The organism is Lysobacter sp. A289, assembly GCF_054072675.1.
Genome location: NZ_JBSVRN010000001.1, coordinates 2,020,109 through 2,040,297, shown reverse-complemented (window position 1 = coordinate 2,040,297; position 20,189 = coordinate 2,020,109). Strand labels below are relative to the sequence as shown.

The window sequence follows — 20,189 nt, the reverse complement described above, 5'->3', positions numbered from 1 at the left end:
TAGACTCCCTCTTCACCACGGATCCCACAACCTCCATGCCGGACACGCAAGCACTTTCCCACCTCGACCGCCTCGAAGCAGAGAGTATCCATATCTTCCGCGAGGTCATTGCCGGGTTTCAGAACCCGGTGATGATGTATTCGGTAGGCAAGGATAGCTCCGTGCTGCTCCATCTGCTGGTCAAGGCCTTCTACCCCGCCACGCCCCCGATCTCGATGTTGCACGTGGACACCGGCTGGAAGTTTGGCGAAATGATTGCTTTCCGCGACCAGCGCGCAGCAGAAACCGGCGTGGAGCTGCACACTCACACGAACCCCGATGGCGTGGCGCAAGGCATTGGCCCAATCAGCCACGGCGCAACCGTCCACACCGACGTCATGAAGACCCAGGCCTTGAAACAAGCGCTGGACAAATGGGGATTTGATGCGGCCATCGGCGGCGCCCGCCGTGACGAGGAGAAATCCCGCGCGAAGGAGCGCATTTTCAGTTTCCGCAACGCCCAACATCGCTGGGATCCAAAGACCCAACGCCCCGAATTGTGGAGCCTATATAACACTCGCATCCACAAGGGCGAGTCCGTCCGTGTATTCCCCATCTCCAACTGGACGGAACTGGACGTTTGGCTATACATCTTCCGCGAAAACATCCCGGTGCCCTCGTTGTATTTTGCCAAAGAGCGCCCGGTAGTGGAACGCGATGGTGCCTTGATCCTGGTCGATGACGAACGTTTGCCGCTGCGGAATGGCGAGAAACCGAAAATGAAGAAGGTCCGGTTCCGGACCTTGGGCTGCTATCCCCTGACGGGTGCGATTGAGTCGGAGGCCGAAACCTTGGAGCAGATCATCGCTGAAATGTTGGTATCCACCACATCCGAACGCGAAGGCCGCGTGATCGACCAAGACCCCTCCGCGTCGATGGAGAAGAAGAAGCAGGAAGGCTATTTTTGATGAACGAGCCCCGCCAAGGCCAGCCAGCATGGGCTGCCGTCGCCGCGTATTTGCAACAGCATGAGACCAAGAGTCTATTACGTTTCATAACTTGCGGTAGTGTCGATGACGGCAAGAGCACTCTCATTGGTCGTTTGTTACATGACACGAAGCTGCTACTCGACGATCAACTTGCCGCCCTGGAAGCCGACAGCCGCCGCCACGGCACCCAGGGAGGAGACATCGACTTCGCCCTGTTGGTAGACGGCTTGGCCGCCGAACGCGAGCAAGGAATAACCATTGATGTAGCCTATCGGTTCTTCGGGACAGACAGGCGAAAGTTTATCGTTGCAGACTGCCCGGGTCACGAGCAGTACACGCGCAACATGGCTACAGGGGCATCCACTGCAGACCTTGCCATCGTTCTGGTGGACGCGCGCAAGGGCCTGTTGACCCAGACACGCCGCCATAGCTACATCGTCTCGTTGCTGGGAATCCAGCACGTGGTGCTGGCGGTCAACAAGATGGATTTGGTGGACTACGACGAAAAGGTGTTCGACGAAATTTCCGCTGGTTACCGGGATTTGGCCCTGCAGTTGGGAATCCCCAATGTCACCTCCATTCCCTTGTCTGCACTAAAGGGCGACAACATGCTGGAGCGCTCGGCAGCGACGCCTTGGTACCAGGGCGTAACATTGTTGGAGCATCTGGAGACGGCTGATGTGGGTCGCGAAGTGGATACCGGGGGATTTACCCTACCAGTGCAGTGGGTATGCCGCCCGAACCAGAATTTTCGGGGTTTCGCCGGAACCGTAGCCACGGGTCGGGTAACGGTCGGCGATGAAATCGCGGTGCTTCCGTCTGGGCAACGTAGCAAGGTTGCCGCCATCGTTACGGCAGATGGTGACCTTCAGTATGCCGTATCCGGCCAGGCCGTTACCTTGACTTTCACCGATGAAATCGATGCGAGTCGTGGCGACGTCATAGCCGCGACTGAGAACTTGCCTGAGGTGGCTGACCAGTTTGCCGTGCATCTGTTGTGGTTGGGCGAGCAGCCACTTCTTCCTGGTCGACCCTACTGGCTGAAAATCGGTGCCCGCACGGTAGGTGCGCAGATCACTGAAATCAAACACAAGGTCGATGTCAACACGCAAGAAGAACTGGCTGCGAAGCATCTGGATTTGAATGAGGTCGCTCAATGCAACCTCTATCTCGATCAACCGATCGCGTTCGAGCCATACGCTCTAAGCCCCGAATTGGGGGGCTTCATTCTGATCGATCGCCAGACCAACAGCACGGTGGCCGCCGGAACCGTGGACTTCGCGCTGCGTCGGGCTGGCAACATCCATTGGCAACACGTGGACGTGGACAAGTCCGCGCGAGCGCGGATCAAACATCAGCGACCGAGATGCTTGTGGTTTACCGGTCTGTCGGGGTCCGGAAAGTCGACTATCGCCAACCTGGTGGAGAAGCGCCTGTTGGCGTTGGGCCACCACACCTACATTCTGGATGGCGACAACATTCGTCATGGCTTGAACAAGGATCTGGGCTTTACTGACGAAGACAGGGTGGAAAATATCCGCAGGGTCGCGGAGTTGGCCAGATTGATGGTCGACGCCGGTCTCATTGTCTTGGTGAGCTTCATTTCGCCCTTCCGTGCAGAGCGGCAAATGGCGCGTAGCATGTTCGAGCCCGGTGAATTCCTAGAGGTATTCGTGGACACACCACTCGAGGTCGCGGAGCGACGTGACGTAAAAGGGCTGTATGCCAAGGCTCGGGCGGGGGAGATCAAGAATTTCACGGGCATTGATTCAGACTACGAGCGCCCGGTGGCACCGGAGCACGTCTTGGACACACTGGCGAACGAGTCCAACGCCCTGGCAGAGACATTGGTCAAGTCCCTTCTAGCGGAATAGTTTCGGAATGATAAAACCCTCCACTTTTCAAGACAATCCAGGTCATAAAGCATGAGATATTTGATAGCTATTGCCGTGGCGACGATCTTGGTCGTTGGTTGTTCCGAGCAATCGCAAGAAACTGCTGCCGTCGATGTGACGTCGGGAGCGCCTGTCGCATCCACGGATTCCACCACTGCTAACAGTCGAATCCGGCAGTTGACCGAGCCGCTGCCGGAAGGCGTGGAACTGGCTTTCCCGTATCACCTCCGCAGCGATCGCATTGTGGAACGGGAAGAGCGGTCTGATCGGCGTCGCATTGGGCTTGAGTATCTGGCTGGTGACAAAGAGAGCATCTTTGCGGGTATCGAGCAGTCATTGGTGGCGGCCGGCTTTGAACAGCGGGAGCGAAAAGATTCAGAAAATGGGAACATTCGTGCCAAGTTCGACAAGTCGAAGGTTGGGATCGTGATCGTGACGGTCACGCCATCCAACGACTCCAAGGCAGATCACTCCGACGCACGTGGACGCATTTTGCTGGATTGGCCGGCGAAGATCGCCGAAGACACCGCTCCCGAGTGACGACGCAGGTGAGATGCGGTGCGCGGTGGCTTTTGGCCCTACGCTGATTGTCAACCGCTGCATCACTGCCCCAATGGACGATCCCTTGGGGCAGGTGTCCACGCTAGACTCGTCGAATCCCGCAAAGGAGTTGTTCCCATGGCCCAGACCAGTGCCGCCTCGCCACGTGTCGACGATGCGAAGAGCAAGCTCTACCCCGACGCCAAGACTGCCCTCAACGGCGTGGTCGCCGATGGCCAGACCCTCGCCGTGGGTGGCTTTGGCTTGTGTGGCATCCCCGAGGCGCTGATCGAGGCGCTGCGCGATTCGGGCGTCACCGGCTTGACCGCGATATCCAACAACGCCGGTGTCGATGGTTTCGGCCTTGGCCAGTTGCTTGGGACCCGCCAGATCAAGAAGATGATTTCGTCCTACGTGGGTGAGAACAAGGAGTTCGAACGCCAGTTCCTGGCCGGTGAGCTTGAACTTGAATTCAACCCGCAGGGCACGCTGGCCGAGCGCCTGCGCGCGGGTGGCGCCGGCATCCCGGCGTTCTTCACCGCGACCGGTTACGGCACGGTGGTCGCCGAGGGCAAGGAGACCCGCGAGTTCGACGGCAAGCACTACGTGATGGAGACAGCGCTCAAGGCCGATGTGTCGCTGGTCAAAGCCTGGAAGGCCGACCCGTCGGGCAACCTGGTGTTCCGCAAGACCGCGCGCAACTTCAACCCGGCGGTGGCGATGGCCGGCGCAGTCTGCATCGTCGAAGTCGAGGAGATCGTCGAACTCGGCGCGATCGACCCTGACCACGTGCACCTGCCCGGTATTTACGTCGATCGCATCGTCCACAACCCGACCCCTGAGAAGCGGATCGAGCAGCGCACCGTGCGCGAAGGAGACAAATAATGGCCTGGTTCCGCGAGCAGATGGCGCAGCGCGCCGCGCAGGAACTCACCGATGGCGCGTACGTCAACCTCGGCATTGGCCTGCCGACCCTGGTTGCCAACTACATCCCCGATGGCGTCGATGTCTGGCTGCAATCGGAGAACGGCCTGCTCGGCATCGGCCCCTTCCCGACCGCCGAGGAGATCGACGCCGACCTGATCAACGCCGGCAAGCAGACCGTCACCGCACGCTCCGGCGCCAGCTATTTCGGCAGTCACGACAGCTTTGCGATGATCCGCGGCGGCCACATCGACCTGGCGATCCTGGGCGGCATGGAGGTCACCGACAGGGGCGACCTGGCCAACTGGATGGTGCCCGGCAAGATGGTCAAGGGCATGGGCGGCGCGATGGACCTGGTGGCCGGCGTCAAGCGCGTGGTCGTGCTGATGGAGCACACCACCAAGCGCGGCGAGCCGAAGATCCTGTCCGAGTGCACGCTGCCGCTGACTGGTGTCGGCGTGGTCAGCCGGATCATCACCGACTTGGCGGTGATGGACGTAACCGCGGACGGGTTGAAGCTGGTGGAGCTGGCGCCGGATGTCGGTGAGGACGAGTTGCGGGCGAAGACCGGGTGTGCCTTCTGCTGAGGAGTGTGACTCCTACAGCATTTTTCCTCGACCAATCAGGGCCGCCAGATACTGGCCGTAGCCGTTCTTGAGCAGCGGTTCGGCGAGCTTGAGCAATTGCTGGTTGTCGATCCAGCCGTTCTGCCAGGAAATCTCCTCGGGGCAGCAGATCCGCAGTCCCTGACGTGCTTCGATGGTCTCGATGAAGGTCGAGGCTTGCAGCAGCGACTGGTGGGTGCCGGTGTCGAGCCAAGCGGAGCCCCGTCCCAGGGCTTCCATGTGCAGTGCACCGTCATCCAGGTAGAGGCGGTTGAGATCCGTGATCTCCAGCTCGCCGCGCGGTGACGGTTTCAGCGACGCGGCGCGGTCGCAGACGGTGTCGTCGTAGAAGTACAGCCCGGTGATCGCATAATTGGAGCGCGGCTTGGCGGGCTTTTCCTCGATATTGAGGATCTTGCCGTGGGCGTCCAGTTCGGCCACGCCATAGCGCTCCGGATCGGTGACGTGGTAGCCGAAGACGGTGGCGCCTTCGGTACGGGCGCTGGCCCGGCGCAGGGTGTCGGTCAAGCCCTGGCCATAGAAGATGTTGTCGCCGAGCACCATGCAGCTGGGGTGGCCGTCGATGAAGTCGCGGCCAATGGTAAATGCCTGCGCCAAGCCGTCGGGGCTGGGCTGCACCGCGTACTGGATGTCCAGACCCCACTGCGAACCGTCGCCGAGCAGTCGCTGGAACAACGCCTGCTCGTGCGGGGTGTTGATGATCAATATTTCGCGGATCCCGGCCAGCATCAACACGCTCAGCGGGTAGTAGATCATCGGCTTGTCGTACACCGGCAGCAGTTGTTTGCTGATGCACTGGGTGATCGGGTACAACCGGGTGCCGGAGCCGCCGGCCAGGATGATGCCCTTGCGTGTCATGGTCAGTCTTCCTGTCCGAGGCGTTGGAGGCGGTAGTCGCCATCGAGGATCCGTTGCGTCCAGTCGGTGTTGTCGAGGTACCAGTCCACGGTGCGCGCGATGCCTTCTTCGAAGCTCAGCGCCGGATGCCAGCCCAGTTCGGATTCGATCTTGCTGGCATCGATCGCATAACGACGGTCGTGCCCGGGACGGTCGCGGACGTAGGTGATCTGGCTGGCGCGCGGCTGGCCATCGGCGCGCGGACGGCGCTCGTCGAGCAGGCGGCAGATGGTCTGGACCACGTCGATGTTCTGGTATTCGGCATTGCCGCCGACGTTGTAGGTCTCGCCCACGCGACCGGCCTCCAGCACCCGCACGATCGCGCTGCAGTGGTCCTTGACGTACAACCAGTCACGCACGTTCTTGCCGTCGCCATAGATCGGCAGCGGTTCGCCGGCGACGGCCTTGGCGATCACCAGCGGGATCAGCTTCTCGGGAAACTGGTAGGGGCCGTAATTGTTGGAGCAGTTGGTGGTCACCACCGGCAGCCCGTAGGTGTGGTGGAAGGCGCGGACCAGGTGGTCAGACGCGGCCTTGGACGCGGAGTAAGGGGAGTTGGGCGCGTACGCGGTGGTCTCGGTAAACTTGCCTTCCGCGCCGAGCGAGCCATAGACCTCGTCGGTGGACACGTGCAGGAAGCGGAACGCCGCTTTGCGATCGTCGGGCAGGTCGCGCCAGTAGTCGCGGGCGCACTCGAGCAGGCCGAGGGTGCCGACGACGTTGGTCTGCACGAACTCGGCCGGGCCATCGATGGATCGGTCGACGTGGCTCTCGGCGGCAAAATTGACGATTGCGTCGGGCTGGTGCTCGGCCAGCAGCGTTGCGACCAGTGCCCGGTCGCCGATGTCGCCCTGCACGAAGGCATGGCCGGGATTGCCGTCCAGCGACTTGAGCGTGTCCGGGTTGCCGGCGTAGGTCAGCAAGTCGAGATTGACGACCTTGATGCCGGCGGCCACCGCGTCAAGCACGAAATTGCCGCCGATGAAGCCGGCGCCGCCGGTGACGAGCCAGGTTTTATGGGTCATTGATTGGCCCTTCAGTTGAGTCTTTGCCGCGCCGTTCTGATGGTCCGAACAACGCTATTTGTTTTCATTCCGGCCATTCCGGCCATTACCGCGTCGCTTCCGTCATCCGCGTGGCGTCCTTCATCCCCGCATAGCTTCGGTCATCCCCGCATAGTCCGTCATCCCCGCGAAAGCGGGGATCCAGTGACTTCAGGCCCCGAAACGGCAAAGGCACTGGATTCCCGCTTTCGCGGGAATGACGGGGAAATGATGGAAATTGCGGTGATTGTCCGGGGATGACGGCAGTTGTTCAAATCTTGGCTAATGCCCTTCGCGCTCATGCTGGTTGCCACTGGTCAGGATCCAGCCGGTGAGATCGCCGGTGAGGGTCTGCAGGGATTGCTCGAATGCGTTGACTACGTCCCCGATGTCCGCGCTGGCCGCTGGTTGCGCTTGCACGAACGTACGGGCGGCGACGATTTTCTGGTCGGGAGCATGCAGCAGCTTGGCGTTGAGCTCGATCGTCGCGGCCGGATTGGCACCGTTGGCATAGTCCGAATCGAACCGGCGCAGGTCCAGCACGAGCTTGTAGTCCGCATTGACCCCGGTGCCTTGGCGGGCGATGGCGCGCAGCTTGCCCGAATCCTCCAGCGTCTGCAGCAGCGCGTCCTCGACCATCTCGGTGGGCACCTTGGCCCAGCGTGCGCCCTTGTAGATCTGCAGTTCGTTGGCCGTCGGGCGCACGGTGATGCGCAGGTTGTCGGTACTGCGCGAGGCGTTGGCAGGCGTCAACGAGAGTTGCCAGTCCGCGCTGGGCCAATCGGCCTGGGGCGTCACGTGCGGGTCAAGCGTATAGATGGTGGAGGCTTCGCGGGTGCCGGCACCCAGGATCGAGCAGCTCGCGAGCGCGATCGCCAGCGCAGCAGCGGCGAGCACGCGCGTAATGCCGTGCCACTGGCGGAGATTGTCGGGACGGAGGGCTTCGGTAGCCGGCGGGCAGGTCGTTTTCATTCTGGCTCAAACTCCTTCGGACCATCGCGGCCGAGCAAGTAGCGGGTCGGATTGTTGTCCAGGCGGTCACTCATCCGGCGCAGGTCGCGCACCAGTGAGCGCAGTTCGCCCAGGGTCGGTCCCAACTGGGCCAACCCGTCGTTGGCGAAACTGTTGATCGCGTTGCGGTTCTCGCTGAGTATGCCGTCGGCGCTGGTTGCGGCCGAGTCCAGCCGGGTCAGGGTGCCGTCCAGCTTGTCGACCAGTTGTGGGAGTTTCTGTATCAGTTCGCGGTCCACGTCCAATACCACTTGGTTGGTGTTGGCCAGGGTTGCCTGCAGTTGTTCGCTGGCCTTGCGTGCATTGACGATCAGTGCGCCCAGGTCCTCGCGCTGGGCGGCGATCGAGCCGGTCATGGCCTCGATGTTCTCCAGGGTGTTGGACACCCGCGCCACGTTCTCTTCGCTCAGGACCTGGTCGAGCCGGGCGACCAGCCGGTTGGCGGTGTCGGCGATGTTCTGCAGCGCGGACGCTTCGGTCTGGATAACCGGGATATCGCGTTTGTCCACGTCGTCCAGCCGTGCGCTGGCCGGATCGCCGCCGGTGAGCTGGATGATCGGGCTGCCGGTGATGCCGGTCATCGACATCTTGGCCCGGGTGTCGGTCTTGACCGGCGCATTGGCCTGCACCCGCAGCAGCGCGCGGACCCGGCGCGGGTCGTCGGGCGCCAGGCTCAGCTTCTCCACCGTGCCTACCGAGATGCCGTTGTACTGCACGCTGCTGCCTTCACTCAGCCCGGTCACCGGCTCGTTGAATATCACCAGATACTCCTGCCAGCTTTTCTCGGAGGAGTATTTCGCCGCCCACAATGCGAACAGCAGCAGCGACAGGGTGGCGATGATCGTGAAGGCGCCAATCAGGACGTAGTTGGCCTTGGTTTCCATCAATCAATTGCCTCTTTGAGCCGGCCCGGGTTGCCGCGCGCCGTCTGGGCGGCGCGTGCGCGTGGACCATGGAAATACTCGCGCACCCAGGGGTGGTCGAGCCGTTCGATCTCGGCCAGCGGCGCACAGGCAATCACCTTGCGGTCCGCCAGCACCGCGATCCGGTCACAGATAGCGTAGAGGGTATCGAGGTCGTGCGTGATCAGGAACACGGTCAGCCCGAGCGCCTGCTGCAAGGTGCGGATCAGGTGGTCGAATGCGGCCGCGCCGATCGGGTCCAGGCCGGCGGTCGGCTCGTCCAGGAACAACAGTGGCGGATCCAGCGCCAGTGCACGTGCGACCCCGGCGCGCTTGCGCATGCCGCCGGACAATTGCGACGGTAGTTTGTCAATGGAATCGGCGGGCAACCCGGACAGCTTCACCTTCAACAGCGCCAGCTCGTACAGCAGGGATTCGGGCAGGTCGCGGTGGTATTCCTTCAACGGCACCTGCACGTTCTCGCCGACGGTCAGCGACGAGAACAGCGCGCCGTCCTGGAACAACACCCCGGTATTGCGCTCGATCTGCCGGCGGACGTTGTCATCGGGGCTGCGTGCATCGATCCCGAGTACCTCGATCGCGCCTTCGTTGGGCTTGCGCAGTCCCAGGATGGAACGCATCAACACCGATTTGCCGGTGCCCGACCCGCCGACCACACCGATGATCTCGCCGGGCAATACGTCCAGATCCAGGTCGTCGTGCACGAGCTGGTTGCCGAAGCGATTGACCAGTCCGCGCACGCGGATGATCGGTTCGGTGCTCACCAGCCCATCTCCATGAACCAGATCGCGAAGAACGCGTCCAGGATGATCACCACCGAAATTGCCTGGACCACGCTGGAGGTGGTGCGCTCGCCGACCGACTGCGCCGTGCCTTCCACCTGCAAGCCTTCCAGGCAGCCGATCAACGCGATCAACATCGCAAACACCGGCGCCTTGACCAGACCCACCCACAGGTTGCTCAGCTCCATCGTGTCCTGCATCCGGACCAGGTACTGCTGCGGTGGGATGTCCAGGCCGAACGCACCGACGCTCAACCCGCCCAGCAGTCCCGCCACCATCGCCACGAAGGTGAGCAACGGCAGCATCACCAGCAGCGCCAGCACGCGCGGGATCACCAGCAGGTCGACCGGATCCAGCCCGAGGGTACGCATCGCGTCGACCTCCTCGCGGCTGACCATCGCTCCGATCTGGGCGGTGAATGCGCTGGCGGTGCGGCCGGCCAGGATGATCGCGGTCAGCAAGACCGCAAACTCGCGCATGAAGGCGATGCTGACCAGGTCGACCACGAAAATCTCCGCGCCGAACTCGCGCAGTACATTCGCGCCCAGGAAGGCGACCACCGCGCCGACCAGGTAACAAAGCAACGCCACCAGTGGCACCGCATCCAGGCCGACCTGCTCCATGTGGAAGACAGTCGCGGTGGGCCGGAACCGGCTCGGCTCCTTGATTAGCCGCAGCAACTTGACCAGCACCTCGCCGAGGAAACCGAGCAGGGCGAGGAATTCCCGCCAGTTATTGGTGACCGCGCGTCCCAGTCGCGCCAGCGCGTCGTACACGCCGTATTCGCGCCGGCGCGGCGGCCGGTCGTCGGCGACATCGTCGATTGCCTCGACCAGTGCCTGGTGATCCGGGCGAAAATTGAAATGGGTGAAGTCCAGATTGCGCTGACTGGCGAAGCGCAACAGGTGCAACACACCCAGCGAGTCGAGTCGCTCCACCGCGCACGCATCCAGATAGGTGATGCCAGGCGGCACCGTCGCCAGACAGTCGCCAACCTGGCCGGCATACTCCAGAGTCCACTGTCCCCCCAACCGCAGGCAGCCGGGCGTGCGGTCGTCGGATTCAATCGTCGGCGGCTGGGCTGAGGGCGGCTTCATGGGTGTCTTGGCAGGATACACGGGCCACCGGGATCGAGGCGCGAATCTCCCGGCGTGAAACCCTGTTGGTTCTCAACCTCGTCGTGCGATGCTTGCCCGATGACGACCCCGCTGCCGCTGCCAAGCACCTCCGATGCCTTCCCGCTGAGCAACGCCAGTTATCCGGATCGCATCGCCTTCATGGTGGAACTGGCCGAGCGGCTGCATATCTACGGCACCACCGCCCAGCGGCTGGAGGGCGCGTTGCTGTCGGTGGCCGAGCGGCTGCGCCTGGATTGCGAGCCGTGGGTGAGTCCAACGGCATTGATCCTGTCGTTCAGCGATCCGCAGCGCCTGACCGGTGCCAGCGACATCACCCGCGTGATCCGGTTGCCGCCCGGCGATAACGACTTGTATCGGCTGGCCGAGACCGACCGCATCGCCGAGGCACTGATCGGCGGCGAGATGGATCTGGCGAGCGCGTTCGAGGCCATGAACGCGCTCGACGCGCCACCCAGTTGGAAAGGGCGGTTGGCCCAGATAGTGGGCTACGGGCTGGTCGCAGCCGCCGTTGGTGGGTTGTTGCGGTTGCCATGGCTGGATATCGGCGTGGCGGGCTTCAATGGGCTGGCGATCGGCCTGTTGACCCAGTTGGCGGAATCGCGCCCGCGCCTGCGCGAGGCTTCCGATGCGGTACTGGCGATGATCGCGACCATGGTGGCGGTGCTGGTGGCGAGTTTCATCGCGCCGTTGAACCAGAACACGGTGATCATCGCCTCGCTGATCGTGTTGCTGCCGGGTCTGACCCTGACCAACGCGATGAACGAGTTGACCAGCCAGCACTTGGTGTCGGGCACCGCGCGTGTTGCCGGCGCGTTGACCACGGTCCTCAAACTTGCCCTGGGTACGGTGATCGCGTTGTACCTGGCCAACTTGATGTCGCTTGAGCCAGCGGTGCGCGCGCTGCGGCCGCAACCGGACTGGGTGGAATGGGTGGCGCTGGTCGCCGCGTCGCTGTCATTTGCGGTGCTGTTCCGGGCCAAGGCCAGTGATTACCCGTTGGTGATGGTGGCAGCGGCCAGCGGTTACCTGATCTCGCGTTTCGGTGGGCTGGCCTGGGGCGCCCCGGCCGGTATCTTCCTGGCGGCGCTGGTGATGACCGCGGCCGGCAATGCCTATGCGCGCTGGTTCCATCGGCCAGGGACCATCGTGCGCGTGCCCGGAATCATCTTGCTGGTGCCCGGCAGCGCGAGCCTGCGCGCCTTGCTGGACTTGCTCCAGCAACAGGACATGGGGGTCGGGGAGGAAGCGCTATTGGGGGTATTGAATATCCTGCTGGCGGTCGTCGCCGGTTTGTTGTTCGGCAACCTGTTGCTACCGACACGCCGGAATCTCTAGGGAGCGCTTGTCGTCATCCTCAGTAATCAGGTATCCCCACAGCAAACCGTCATCCCGACAGCGCACGGTCATCCCGCAGTAAACCGTCATCCCGCAGTAAACCGTCGTCCCCGCGAAGGCGGGGATCCATGGACGTGGGCGCGTGAAAAGCAACGTCCTTGGACTCCCGCCTCCGCGGGAGTGACGATCAAAAACGAACTGTCCAGAACCAGAAATGCCGGCACATGGCCGGCATTCTGGTGAAACCGGCTACGGCCGGTTTCTATGTTTCATTCACATTCCCGTTCAGGAATTGGATGCGGAATAACTGCTCGTGCCGGTGCCCGGGTTCTTCTCAATGAGAAACTCGTCACGGTTACGACCGCTGTCGGTATACGCCGCCAGCCACAATGGCTGCCTGCCGCGACCGGTCCAGGTGTTGTCCGCGTTGGATGGATCGCGGTATTTGGGCGCAACCTTGCCCGTCGATTTGCGGGTCTTCTTTACTGCGGTACCGCGCGGAGCACGCGCGACACTGGCTACGGCGCCGGTACCGAACAGCTCATCGAGGGTGTATCCCTCGTTTTTTGCCTGCTGGGTCAGCTTCTTGCGGACCTGCGCCAGCGGCTTGCGCTTGCTCAAGGTGGTCTTGCGCTTACGTGCCTTGCTGATCAGGGTTTCGAGTTCTTTCGCGGACAGCGCATTGATATCAATCGACATTGGGGCCTCCAGGGGTTGTTAACTCGGGCCACGCGATGGCCTGCGCCGCAATGGTAGTCGCGCCGAGGGTATTAGTAAATACAGTGGGTTACTCTGAAAAAGCCATCAATTCAGGTTCGAGGGCCCGTTGGGGCCGTGCTTTTCAATTTGGGTCGGCAATACCCAACTGCGTCCGCAATGCCGCCGCCGCCAGATTGACCGATTCGCTGACCCGGCGATGGCGATATTCAAAGGTTCCGGCGGCCAGGCCTCGCTCGGACACGACAATCCGATGCGGGATGCCAATCAGTTCAATATCGGCAAACATCGTGCCCGGCCGCAGGCCGCGGTCGTCCAGCAGGGTCTGGATGCCGGCGGCATTGAGCTGTCCGTACAAGGTTTCGGCGGCCTCGCTGACGGCAGGATCTTTTTTCGGGTTGATGATGCAGACCACCGCTCGCCACGGCGCCATCGCCTCCGGCCAGGCAATACCGTTATCGTCGTGGTTTTGCTCGATGGCCGCCGCGACGATCCGCGACACGCCGATGCCGTAACAGCCCATGGTCGGGTTGGCGGCCTTGCCGTTGGCGTCCAGCACGGTGCAACCCATGGCTTCGGCATACCCGCGACCCAACTGGAATATGTGGCCAACCTCGATGCCGCGCGCGATGTCGAGCGTCCCGTGGCCGTCAGGCGAGGGATCTCCGGCCACCACATTGCGGATATCGGCGACCAGCGCCGGCTCGGGGAGGTCGCGGCCCCAATTGACGCCGGCCAGGTGGAATCCTTTCTGGTTGGCGCCGACCACGAAGTCGGCCATGGCAGCGACGCTGCGGTCGGCAATCACGTGGATACGGCTTTTGGGAACGACCGGCCCGAGGAACCCCGGCTCGCAGCCCAGCGCATCGTGGATTTCCGCCTCCGTGGCGAGCCGGTAGCCGGCCATTCCGGGAAGCTTGGCCAGCTTGATCTCGTTGATGGCGTGATCGCCGCGCACCAGTGCCATCACAAGCCCGGGCTCGCCGACCATGACAACGGATTTCACCGTCTTCGCAAGCGGGATGTCGAGCAGCGTTGCCACCGCCTCACAGGTGCGCTGGAAAGGGGTCTCGACCTGGCGCATTGTCTCGCCGGCCACGCCGCGCCCAGCGGGTGGCAGCGCTTCGGCCAGTTCGGTATTGGCCGCGTAATCGGAACCGTTGGAAAACGCGATCGCGTCCTCGCCCGAGTCGGCCAACACGTGGAACTCATGGGACGCACTGCCGCCGATCGCGCCGGTATCGGCGAATACCGCGCGGAACTCCAGGCCCAGGCGAGTGAATATCCGGCTGTAGGCCTCGTGCATCACCTGGTACTGGCGATCCAGGTCGGCGTCGTCCAGGTGAAACGAATATGCATCCTTCATCAGGAACTCGCGCGCGCGCATGACCCCGAACCGCGGCCGGATCTCGTCACGGAACTTGGTTTGTATCTGGTAGAACGTCACCGGCAGTTGCTTGTAACTGGCCAACTCGCTGCGCGCAAAGTCGGTCATGACTTCCTCGTGGGTCGGGCCTACGCAATACCAGGCGTCCTTGCGATCCTGCAGTTTCAGCAGTTGGCCGCCAAATTTCTCCCAGCGTCCGGTTTCCTCCCACAGCTCCCGCGGCTGCACCGAGGGCATCAGCATCTCGATGGCGCCGGCCGCCTCCATCTCCTCGCGCACCACGCGCTCGACCTTGCGCAACACGCGCAGGCCCAGCGGGGACCAGGTGTAAAGACCGGAGGCGAGTTTGCGGATCATTCCGGCCTTCAGCATCAGCTTGTGGCTGATGATTTCGGCTTCGGCCGGGATCTGCTTGCTGGTATGGAGGTGAAACTGCGACAGACGCATGGGCGGGGTTCTTGCCGGAGGGATCGGGCATTCTGCCACGGAGCAAGTCCCGTGGCCCCTGCCAAGGGATGGTCAGGACTCGGCGACAGGCGCCGCGTCAGTGCTGCAATGGACGTTGATCGCCGCCTCGGCCAGTTGCTGTTGTGCGTTGCGCTGCTCGACCGTCATTTCGCTGTCGGGTTTGCCATCGCCGTCGCTGTCGATCCCGACCGGGCCCTCTGCGCCCAGCAGCGCCAGGTTGCCGCGTGCGGTGGTGCACTGGGTGTTTTCGGCCGGGGCGTCGTCGGTGGGCGCGCTGGCAATTGCCGCCGAGCCGGTGTTGCTGATCACCCGGTTCTTGTACTCGCCATTGGGTGGCGGCGCGTCGGAGTAGTGGGTTACGCCGCTGGCATCCTTCCACTGGTACAACTCGCCGGCCGTCAGCGGCAAGGCAACCAGTAATGCGGCGGCACCCAGCCAGGGCAGCAAGTGGAAACGGGGCGAGCGATTGAGGTCAGACATGGAGCTTCTTCCGTGTGCGGCGTTGTCAATGGTGATTGCAGCACCGCTGCGCGCGGCAAGCAAGCGCTAAACTGCTGAAATGGAACCTACAGACCCACTTTCCACCTCGTCCCCCAACCCGCCGTCGCGCCCGCGCGGGATCTACCTGTTGCCCAATCTGTTTACCACCGGCGGTTTGTTCGCAGGTTTCTACGCGATCATCGCTGCGACCCAGGGCCATTTTGATCATGCCTGCATCGCGATATTTGTGGCCGCCATCCTGGACGGACTGGATGGCCGGGTGGCGCGGCTGACCAATACCCAGAGTGAATTCGGCGTCCAGTACGACTCGCTTGCCGACTTGATCAGCTTCGGCCTGGCGCCGGCGTTGGTGATGTACCACTGGGCGCTGTTCGCGATGGCGCTGGACGGTGTGACGATGCGAAAGATCGGCTGGGTGGCCGCGTTCCTGTACGCCGCCTGTGCCGCGCTGCGACTGGCGCGGTTCAATTCCCAGGTGGGGCAGGTCGACAAGCGCTGGTTTATCGGCCTGGCCAGTCCTGCTGCGGCGGGACTGTTGGCAAGCCTGGTGTGGACCTGTTTCGTGCTCGGCTATGACGGCCCGCAATTGCGCTACCTGGCATTGGCGGCCACCATCGCTGCCGCGTTACTGATGGTCAGCCCGGTGCGGTATTTCAGTTTCAAGGGTGGCGGGCCGAGTCACGACCGGATGCCGTTCTTGACGGTGCTGGTGATAGTGGTGGTGGTGGCGGCGATTGCGATCGACCCGCCGCGCGTGCTGCTGGCGATCACCGTGCTGTATGCGATTTCCGGGCCGCTGTACGTCGCCGGCCGGCGCCTGCGGAAGGCGCCGGTGGAGCCGGTCTCGTGAGCTTGTGGACGGCGCAGCAACACGAATGGTTGCAGGCGCTGGGTCATCCGGTGCTGTTGTTGGTCGGCGATCCGGCGTTGTCCGTGATCGCCCCGGTGCCGCTGCCGGTCGCCGAACCGGCGGGAGCCACCGGAACGACGGCGGCGACCAGGCCGGCACAGGTCGACACGCGCCCGACTCGCGCATCAGGCACCGCCTCGACGCGGGTAAATCCGGTTGCTGTCGATGAGCCGGTGGCGGTCGCGGAACCCGGACGCACTCCGCAACGCACCGACGTGGCCGCCAAGAAGGCGGCGCTGGATGAGGCGCGTCGCGGCCGTCGTGCGGCTCGCCCCGCCGCGTCAAACGTGCCGCTCGATGATGATGCGTTGCTGGCAGCGATCTTGCTTGCGGCGGGACCGGACAAATCGTTGGCCAGGGATGCCGTGGCGGCGTTGGCGATCGATCTGGAAACGCTGCGTGCCGACCCATCGGCCAAGCGCGCGTTGTGGCGGCAATTGAAGCGCCTGCGGGGAGGCCGCGAACGGTGAGTGCATTGGCCGCAGACGCGCTGCAGGCACCGGTGTCGCGCCGTCCGATGCGCGAGGACGATCTGCTGGCGGTGCATGCGCTTGAGGTCCGCAGCTACGAGTACCCGTGGACGCTGGGGATCTTCCGCGACTGCCTGCGCGCGGATTACCCGGCGTGGGTGTTGCTGGCCGAAGACCGCATTGTCGGCTACTTCCTGATCAGCCTGGCGGCGGGCGAGGCACACATACTTAACATCTGCGTCGCCCCTGAATTGCAAGGCCACGGCCATGGTCGTGAGTTGTTGCACGCGTTGTTGCAGGTTGCCCGCATGCGTCGCGCGCAACGGGTGTTCCTGGAAGTACGCCCGAGCAACGTCGGCGCGATCGCGTTGTATCACCACGAGGGCTTCAACGAGATCGGCCGGCGCCCGCGTTACTATCCCGCCCGCAGTGGCCGCGAGGACGCCGTGGTGATGGCGCTGGAGCTGCTGGAATCCGCCCTGTAATCAACCCGGGAAACGTTTGAACCATTGCCGTCATTCCCCGAAAGCGGGGATGACCAGGCTTTCGCGGGGATGACAGGTAAAAAACGCTGTCGTGTAGTTCCGCCAGATCATCCTCACCGCAGCTCACCCAAAAACCGTCACTCCCGCGAAGGCGGGAGTCCATGGACGTTGCTTTTCACGGGCCCACGTCCATGGATCCCCGCCTTCGCGGGGATGACGGGTAAAGCCGTGTTGTTCAGGCTTTCCCCAGTTTGTTGCGTTGAGTGGCAAGCGCCTCGCGTTGCAGGTTCCAGTCGAGCAGCCGCTTTCGCTCTTGCTCGACCACTGCCGGTGGCGCGTTGTTGACGAAGGTTTCGCTGGCCAGCTTGCCGTTGCACTTGCCGATTTCGACTTCCACGCGCTTGAGCTCCTTGTCCAGCCGGGTGCGTTCGGCGCCCAAGTCGACCAGGCCTTCCAGCGGCACCAGCAACTTGAGCTCGCCGACCACGGCGGTGGCGGAGGCGGGCGCGGTGGATGCGTCCTCAATGAATTCGATCCGTTCCAGCTTGGTCAGGAAACGCAGCGAATCGTCAAACCGTGCAGTGCGCTCGCGGTCACGATCGGTCGCACCGGCCAGCAGCAGCGTGACCTGCCGGGACGGCGCTACGTTGAGCTCGCTGCGCACCCGGCGCAGCGCGGACACCATCGCTTTCAGCCACTCCACATCGGCCTCGGCGCTGGCATGACCTGCGGTCGCGATGTCGCCGGCCTGCGGGTACGGCTGCAGCATGATGGTGTCGCCGTCGATCCCGAGCCGGGGCGCGACCTGTTGCCACAGTTCCTCGGTGACGAACGGAATCAGCGGATGCAGCAGGCTGAGCAGGCGCTCCAGCACGTACAGCAGGGTGTGGCGGGTGCTCGCGGCGGCTTCCCGGCCTGCATCGGTGCCGGTGTCGCCGTGCAGGGCCGGCTTGGCGAGCTCGACAAACCAATCGCAAAAATCATTCCAGGCGAACTCGTACAGCGACTGGGCGAGCAGGTCGAAGCGGTAGCCGGCGAAGTGCTGCGCGGCGTGGGCGGCGGTCTTCTCGAGCTGGGCGAGGATCCAGCGTTCGGCATCGGTCTTCGGCTGCGGGGCACCGCTGAAGGTCACGTCCTCGGTGTTCATCAGCACGAAACGACTGGCATTCCACAGCTTGTTGCAGAAGTTCTTGTAGCCCTCGGCGCGGCCCATGTCGAAGCGGATGTCGCGGCCGTGGGTGGCAAGCGCGGCGATGGTGAAGCGCAGCGCGTCGGCGCCGAACGCCGGGATGCCCTCGGGGAATTCACGCCGGGTGGCCTTCTCGATCTTCGGCGCGTCCTTGGGCTTCATCAGGCCGGTGGTGCGCTTGGCGACCAGCGCCTCCAGCGAGATGCCGTCGATCAGGTCGATCGGGTCGATGATGTTGCCCTTCGACTTGGACATCTTCTGGCCGTGGCTATCGCGGATCAGGCCGGTGATGTAGACGTCCTTGAACGGCACCTGGCCGGTGAAGTGATCGGTCATCATGATCATCCGGGCGACCCAGAAGAAGATGATGTCGAAGCCGGTGACCAGTGCCGACGACGGCACGAACTTGTCGAAACCGCGCTCGGCCATCAGGGCCTGGTTGGGCCAGCCCATGGTGCTGAACGGCCACAGCGATGAGGAGAACCAGGTCTCCAGCACGTCGTTGTCCTGCGACAAGGCGACATCGTCGCCGAGCGAATGTTTCGCGCGGACCTCGGCCTCGTCGCGGCCGACATAAATCTTGCCGGCCTCGTCGTACCACGCCGGAATCCGGTGGCCCCACCACAGTTGGCGGCTGATGCACCAGTCCTGGATGTTCTCCATCCAGTGGCGATAGGTGTTGATCCAGTTACCGGGGACGAACTTGACCGCGCCCGGCTGGCCATCGACGCCCTCGACCAGTGCCAGCCCGCGCTTGGCCAACGTGTCCATCTTCACGAACCACTGATCGGTCAGGTACGGCTCGATCGCGACGCCGCTGCGGTCGCCGCGCGGCACCTGCAGCTTGTGCGGGGCGGCTTCCACCAGCAGGCCGGCGGCTTCGAGATCGGCGAGCACCAGCTTGCGGGCCTCGTAGCGGTCGAGACCGCGATACGGGGCGGGCACGGTGTCGTTGGTCGCGGCCTCGTCGGTAAAGATGTTGATCAGCGGCAAGCCATGTCGCTCTCCGACCGCGTAATCGTTGAAATCATGCGCCGGAGTGACCTTGACCACGCCGGTGCCAAATTCGCGGTCGACGTAGTCGTCGGCGATCACCGGGATCTCGCGGCCGGTGAGCGGTAGGCTGACCTGCTTGCCGATCAGTGCGGCATAACGCGCGTCGTCCGGGTGCACCATGGCCGCGCTGTCGCCCAGCAGGGTTTCCGGGCGGGTGGTGGCCACCACCAGGTAGTCGCGGGTTTCGCGCAGCAACTCGTTACCGTCCGCGTCGCGCTCGATGTGCTCGTAGCTGACGCCGTCGGCCAACGGGTAGCGGATCGACCACAGGAAGCCTTCTTCTTCCTCGTTGACGACTTCCAGGTCGGAGATCGCGGTCTTCAGCACCGGGTCCCAGTTGACCAATCTTTGACCACGGTAAATCAGGCCGTCGTCGTGCAGCTTCACGAACGCTTCGATCACCGCCTCGGCGGCCATCGGGTCCATCGTGAATACGCTGCGCGACCAGTCGCCGGAGGTGCCGATCCGGCGCATCTGGCGCTCGATGGTGTCGCCGGAATGCTGCTTCCAGTCCCAGACCTTGCCGATGAAACCGTCGCGGCCGAGCGAATCGCGGGTCTCGCCCTTGCCTTCCAGCGCCAAGTTGCGCGCGACCACCATCTCGGTGGCGATGCCGGCGTGGTCGCTGCCCATCTGCCACAGCGTGTCGAAGCCGCGCATCCGGTGGTAGCGCACCAGCGCGTCCTGCAGGGTGTGCTGGAACGCGTGGCCCATGTGCAGGGTGCCGGTGACATTCGGCGGCGGCAGCAGGACGGTGTAGGGCTCGCCTTCGCCACGCGGCTGAAACACGCCGCTGGCCTCCCACTGCTGGTACAGCCGGGTTTCAAACTGGGTGGGGTCGTAGCTGGAGGCGAGGGTGTTGGTCATGGGTCTTGGCTGGTTGTCGAGCGTTCCCCCATCATCGTCGCGAAAGCGGGGGAGTC

19 protein-coding genes are annotated in these 20,189 nt (G+C 63.3%); 9 read left to right on the top strand and 10 right to left on the bottom strand.

The features are described 5' to 3' along the window. Positions 1-35 precede the first annotated feature (35 nt). From cysD to ACW5DN_RS09420, 5 genes are all read left to right on the top strand, one after another. Positions 36-947, top strand: coding sequence for a sulfate adenylyltransferase subunit CysD (gene cysD, locus ACW5DN_RS09440; protein WP_456962428.1), 912 nt, complete (start codon positions 36-38; stop codon positions 945-947). Further along, entirely contained in the window at positions 947-2,842 is a 1,896-nt protein-coding gene (gene cysN, locus ACW5DN_RS09435; RefSeq protein ID WP_456962427.1) for a sulfate adenylyltransferase subunit CysN, read from the top strand. The genes cysD and cysN overlap by 1 nt, the downstream gene beginning before the upstream one ends. A gap of 51 nt (positions 2,843-2,893) precedes the next feature. After that, positions 2,894-3,403, top strand: coding sequence for a hypothetical protein (locus tag ACW5DN_RS09430; protein ID WP_456962426.1), 510 nt, complete (start codon positions 2,894-2,896; stop codon positions 3,401-3,403). A gap of 138 nt (positions 3,404-3,541) precedes the next feature. Further along, on the top strand, positions 3,542-4,288 hold the full coding sequence (locus ACW5DN_RS09425) for a CoA transferase subunit A (protein WP_456962425.1): 747 nt from the start codon (positions 3,542-3,544) through the stop codon (positions 4,286-4,288). Beyond that, complete coding sequence (locus ACW5DN_RS09420; protein ID WP_456962424.1) at positions 4,288-4,914, top strand: CoA transferase subunit B; 627 nt, start codon at positions 4,288-4,290, stop codon at positions 4,912-4,914. The genes ACW5DN_RS09425 and ACW5DN_RS09420 overlap by 1 nt, the downstream gene beginning before the upstream one ends. 12 nt (positions 4,915-4,926) lie before the next feature. On the opposite strand, the gene rfbA is transcribed toward ACW5DN_RS09420, so the two are convergent. The 6 genes from rfbA to ACW5DN_RS09390 form a co-directional block, all read right to left on the bottom strand. Further along, positions 4,927-5,811, bottom strand: a complete 885-nt coding sequence (gene rfbA / locus ACW5DN_RS09415) for a glucose-1-phosphate thymidylyltransferase RfbA (RefSeq protein WP_456962423.1) — start codon at positions 5,809-5,811, stop codon at positions 4,927-4,929. 2 nt (positions 5,812-5,813) lie between these two features. Beyond that, positions 5,814-6,875 (bottom strand): dTDP-glucose 4,6-dehydratase, encoded by a 1,062-nt coding sequence (gene rfbB / locus ACW5DN_RS09410; protein ID WP_456962422.1) that lies wholly within the window; start codon positions 6,873-6,875, stop codon positions 5,814-5,816. Positions 6,876-7,175: 300 nt separating this feature from the next. Further along, positions 7,176-7,865 carry an ABC-type transport auxiliary lipoprotein family protein gene (locus tag ACW5DN_RS09405; RefSeq protein WP_456962421.1) on the bottom strand — a complete coding sequence of 230 codons (690 nt, stop codon included), beginning with the start codon at positions 7,863-7,865 and terminating at the stop codon, positions 7,176-7,178. After that, entirely contained in the window at positions 7,862-8,788 is a 927-nt protein-coding gene (locus tag ACW5DN_RS09400) for an MlaD family protein (RefSeq protein WP_456962420.1), read from the bottom strand. The genes ACW5DN_RS09405 and ACW5DN_RS09400 overlap by 4 nt, the downstream gene beginning before the upstream one ends. Beyond that, the gene (locus ACW5DN_RS09395) at positions 8,788-9,612 is read right to left on the bottom strand and encodes an ABC transporter ATP-binding protein (RefSeq protein WP_456963022.1); all 825 of its coding nucleotides are present in this window, start codon (positions 9,610-9,612) and stop codon (positions 8,788-8,790) included. The genes ACW5DN_RS09400 and ACW5DN_RS09395 overlap by 1 nt, the downstream gene beginning before the upstream one ends. Next, positions 9,588-10,706, bottom strand: a complete 1,119-nt coding sequence (locus tag ACW5DN_RS09390; protein WP_456962419.1) for an MlaE family lipid ABC transporter permease subunit — start codon at positions 10,704-10,706, stop codon at positions 9,588-9,590. The genes ACW5DN_RS09395 and ACW5DN_RS09390 overlap by 25 nt, the downstream gene beginning before the upstream one ends. 117 nt (positions 10,707-10,823) lie before the next feature. On the opposite strand from ACW5DN_RS09390, the gene ACW5DN_RS09385 reads away from it, so the two are divergent. Further along, positions 10,824-12,083, top strand: coding sequence for a threonine/serine ThrE exporter family protein (locus ACW5DN_RS09385; protein ID WP_456963021.1), 1,260 nt, complete (start codon positions 10,824-10,826; stop codon positions 12,081-12,083). Between the two features lie 285 nt (positions 12,084-12,368). On the opposite strand, the gene ACW5DN_RS09380 is transcribed toward ACW5DN_RS09385, so the two are convergent. The 3 genes from ACW5DN_RS09380 to ACW5DN_RS09370 all read right to left on the bottom strand — a co-directional run bounded on the left by ACW5DN_RS09380 (position 12,369) and on the right by ACW5DN_RS09370 (position 15,135). Then, on the bottom strand, positions 12,369-12,782 hold the full coding sequence (locus ACW5DN_RS09380) for an H-NS histone family protein (RefSeq protein ID WP_456962418.1): 414 nt from the start codon (positions 12,780-12,782) through the stop codon (positions 12,369-12,371). A gap of 142 nt (positions 12,783-12,924) precedes the next feature. Next, on the bottom strand, positions 12,925-14,634 hold the full coding sequence (locus ACW5DN_RS09375; protein ID WP_456962417.1) for a proline--tRNA ligase: 1,710 nt from the start codon (positions 14,632-14,634) through the stop codon (positions 12,925-12,927). Positions 14,635-14,706: 72 nt separating this feature from the next. Then, positions 14,707-15,135: a DUF4124 domain-containing protein gene (locus ACW5DN_RS09370; protein WP_456962416.1), complete on the bottom strand. Its 429-nt coding sequence runs from the start codon at positions 15,133-15,135 to the stop codon at positions 14,707-14,709. Positions 15,136-15,214: 79 nt separating this feature from the next. Here ACW5DN_RS09370 and pssA point away from each other — a divergent pair, with 79 nt between their 5' ends. Genes pssA through rimI form a run of 3 tightly spaced genes read left to right on the top strand, consistent with a single transcriptional unit; the run spans position 15,215 to position 17,021 of the window. After that, positions 15,215-16,006, top strand: a complete 792-nt coding sequence (pssA, locus tag ACW5DN_RS09365; protein ID WP_456962415.1) for a CDP-diacylglycerol--serine O-phosphatidyltransferase — start codon at positions 15,215-15,217, stop codon at positions 16,004-16,006. Continuing rightward, positions 16,003-16,536, top strand: a complete 534-nt coding sequence (locus ACW5DN_RS09360; protein WP_456962414.1) for a hypothetical protein — start codon at positions 16,003-16,005, stop codon at positions 16,534-16,536. The genes pssA and ACW5DN_RS09360 overlap by 4 nt, the downstream gene beginning before the upstream one ends. Positions 16,537-16,583: 47 nt before the next feature. Beyond that, positions 16,584-17,021, top strand: a complete 438-nt coding sequence (gene rimI, locus ACW5DN_RS09355) for a ribosomal protein S18-alanine N-acetyltransferase (protein WP_456963020.1) — start codon at positions 16,584-16,586, stop codon at positions 17,019-17,021. Positions 17,022-17,256: 235 nt separating this feature from the next. Here rimI and ACW5DN_RS09350 read toward each other — a convergent pair whose 3' ends face one another. Beyond that, complete coding sequence (locus ACW5DN_RS09350; RefSeq protein ID WP_456962413.1) at positions 17,257-20,133, bottom strand: valine--tRNA ligase; 2,877 nt, start codon at positions 20,131-20,133, stop codon at positions 17,257-17,259. Positions 20,134-20,189 lie beyond the last annotated feature (56 nt).

What these genes read in the sequence shown, in the direction of transcription:
- cysD (WP_456962428.1), top strand. Translation starts at nt 36, where the DNA reads ATGCCGGACACGCAAGCACTTTCCCACCTCGACCGCCTCGAAGCAGAG.
- cysN (WP_456962427.1), top strand. Translation starts at nt 947, where the DNA reads ATGAACGAGCCCCGCCAAGGCCAGCCAGCATGGGCTGCCGTCGCCGCG.
- ACW5DN_RS09430 (WP_456962426.1), top strand. Translation starts at nt 2,894, where the DNA reads ATGAGATATTTGATAGCTATTGCCGTGGCGACGATCTTGGTCGTTGGT.
- ACW5DN_RS09425 (WP_456962425.1), top strand. Translation starts at nt 3,542, where the DNA reads ATGGCCCAGACCAGTGCCGCCTCGCCACGTGTCGACGATGCGAAGAGC.
- ACW5DN_RS09420 (WP_456962424.1), top strand. Translation starts at nt 4,288, where the DNA reads ATGGCCTGGTTCCGCGAGCAGATGGCGCAGCGCGCCGCGCAGGAACTC.
- rfbA (WP_456962423.1), bottom strand. Translation starts at nt 5,811, where the DNA reads ATGACACGCAAGGGCATCATCCTGGCCGGCGGCTCCGGCACCCGGTTG.
- rfbB (WP_456962422.1), bottom strand. Translation starts at nt 6,875, where the DNA reads ATGACCCATAAAACCTGGCTCGTCACCGGCGGCGCCGGCTTCATCGGC.
- ACW5DN_RS09405 (WP_456962421.1), bottom strand. Translation starts at nt 7,865, where the DNA reads ATGAAAACGACCTGCCCGCCGGCTACCGAAGCCCTCCGTCCCGACAAT.
- ACW5DN_RS09400 (WP_456962420.1), bottom strand. Translation starts at nt 8,788, where the DNA reads ATGGAAACCAAGGCCAACTACGTCCTGATTGGCGCCTTCACGATCATC.
- ACW5DN_RS09390 (WP_456962419.1), bottom strand. Translation starts at nt 10,706, where the DNA reads ATGAAGCCGCCCTCAGCCCAGCCGCCGACGATTGAATCCGACGACCGC.
- ACW5DN_RS09380 (WP_456962418.1), bottom strand. Translation starts at nt 12,782, where the DNA reads ATGTCGATTGATATCAATGCGCTGTCCGCGAAAGAACTCGAAACCCTG.
- ACW5DN_RS09375 (WP_456962417.1), bottom strand. Translation starts at nt 14,634, where the DNA reads ATGCGTCTGTCGCAGTTTCACCTCCATACCAGCAAGCAGATCCCGGCC.
- ACW5DN_RS09370 (WP_456962416.1), bottom strand. Translation starts at nt 15,135, where the DNA reads ATGTCTGACCTCAATCGCTCGCCCCGTTTCCACTTGCTGCCCTGGCTG.
- pssA (WP_456962415.1), top strand. Translation starts at nt 15,215, where the DNA reads ATGGAACCTACAGACCCACTTTCCACCTCGTCCCCCAACCCGCCGTCG.
- rimI (WP_456963020.1), top strand. Translation starts at nt 16,584, where the DNA reads ATGCGCGAGGACGATCTGCTGGCGGTGCATGCGCTTGAGGTCCGCAGC.
- ACW5DN_RS09350 (WP_456962413.1), bottom strand. Translation starts at nt 20,133, where the DNA reads ATGACCAACACCCTCGCCTCCAGCTACGACCCCACCCAGTTTGAAACC.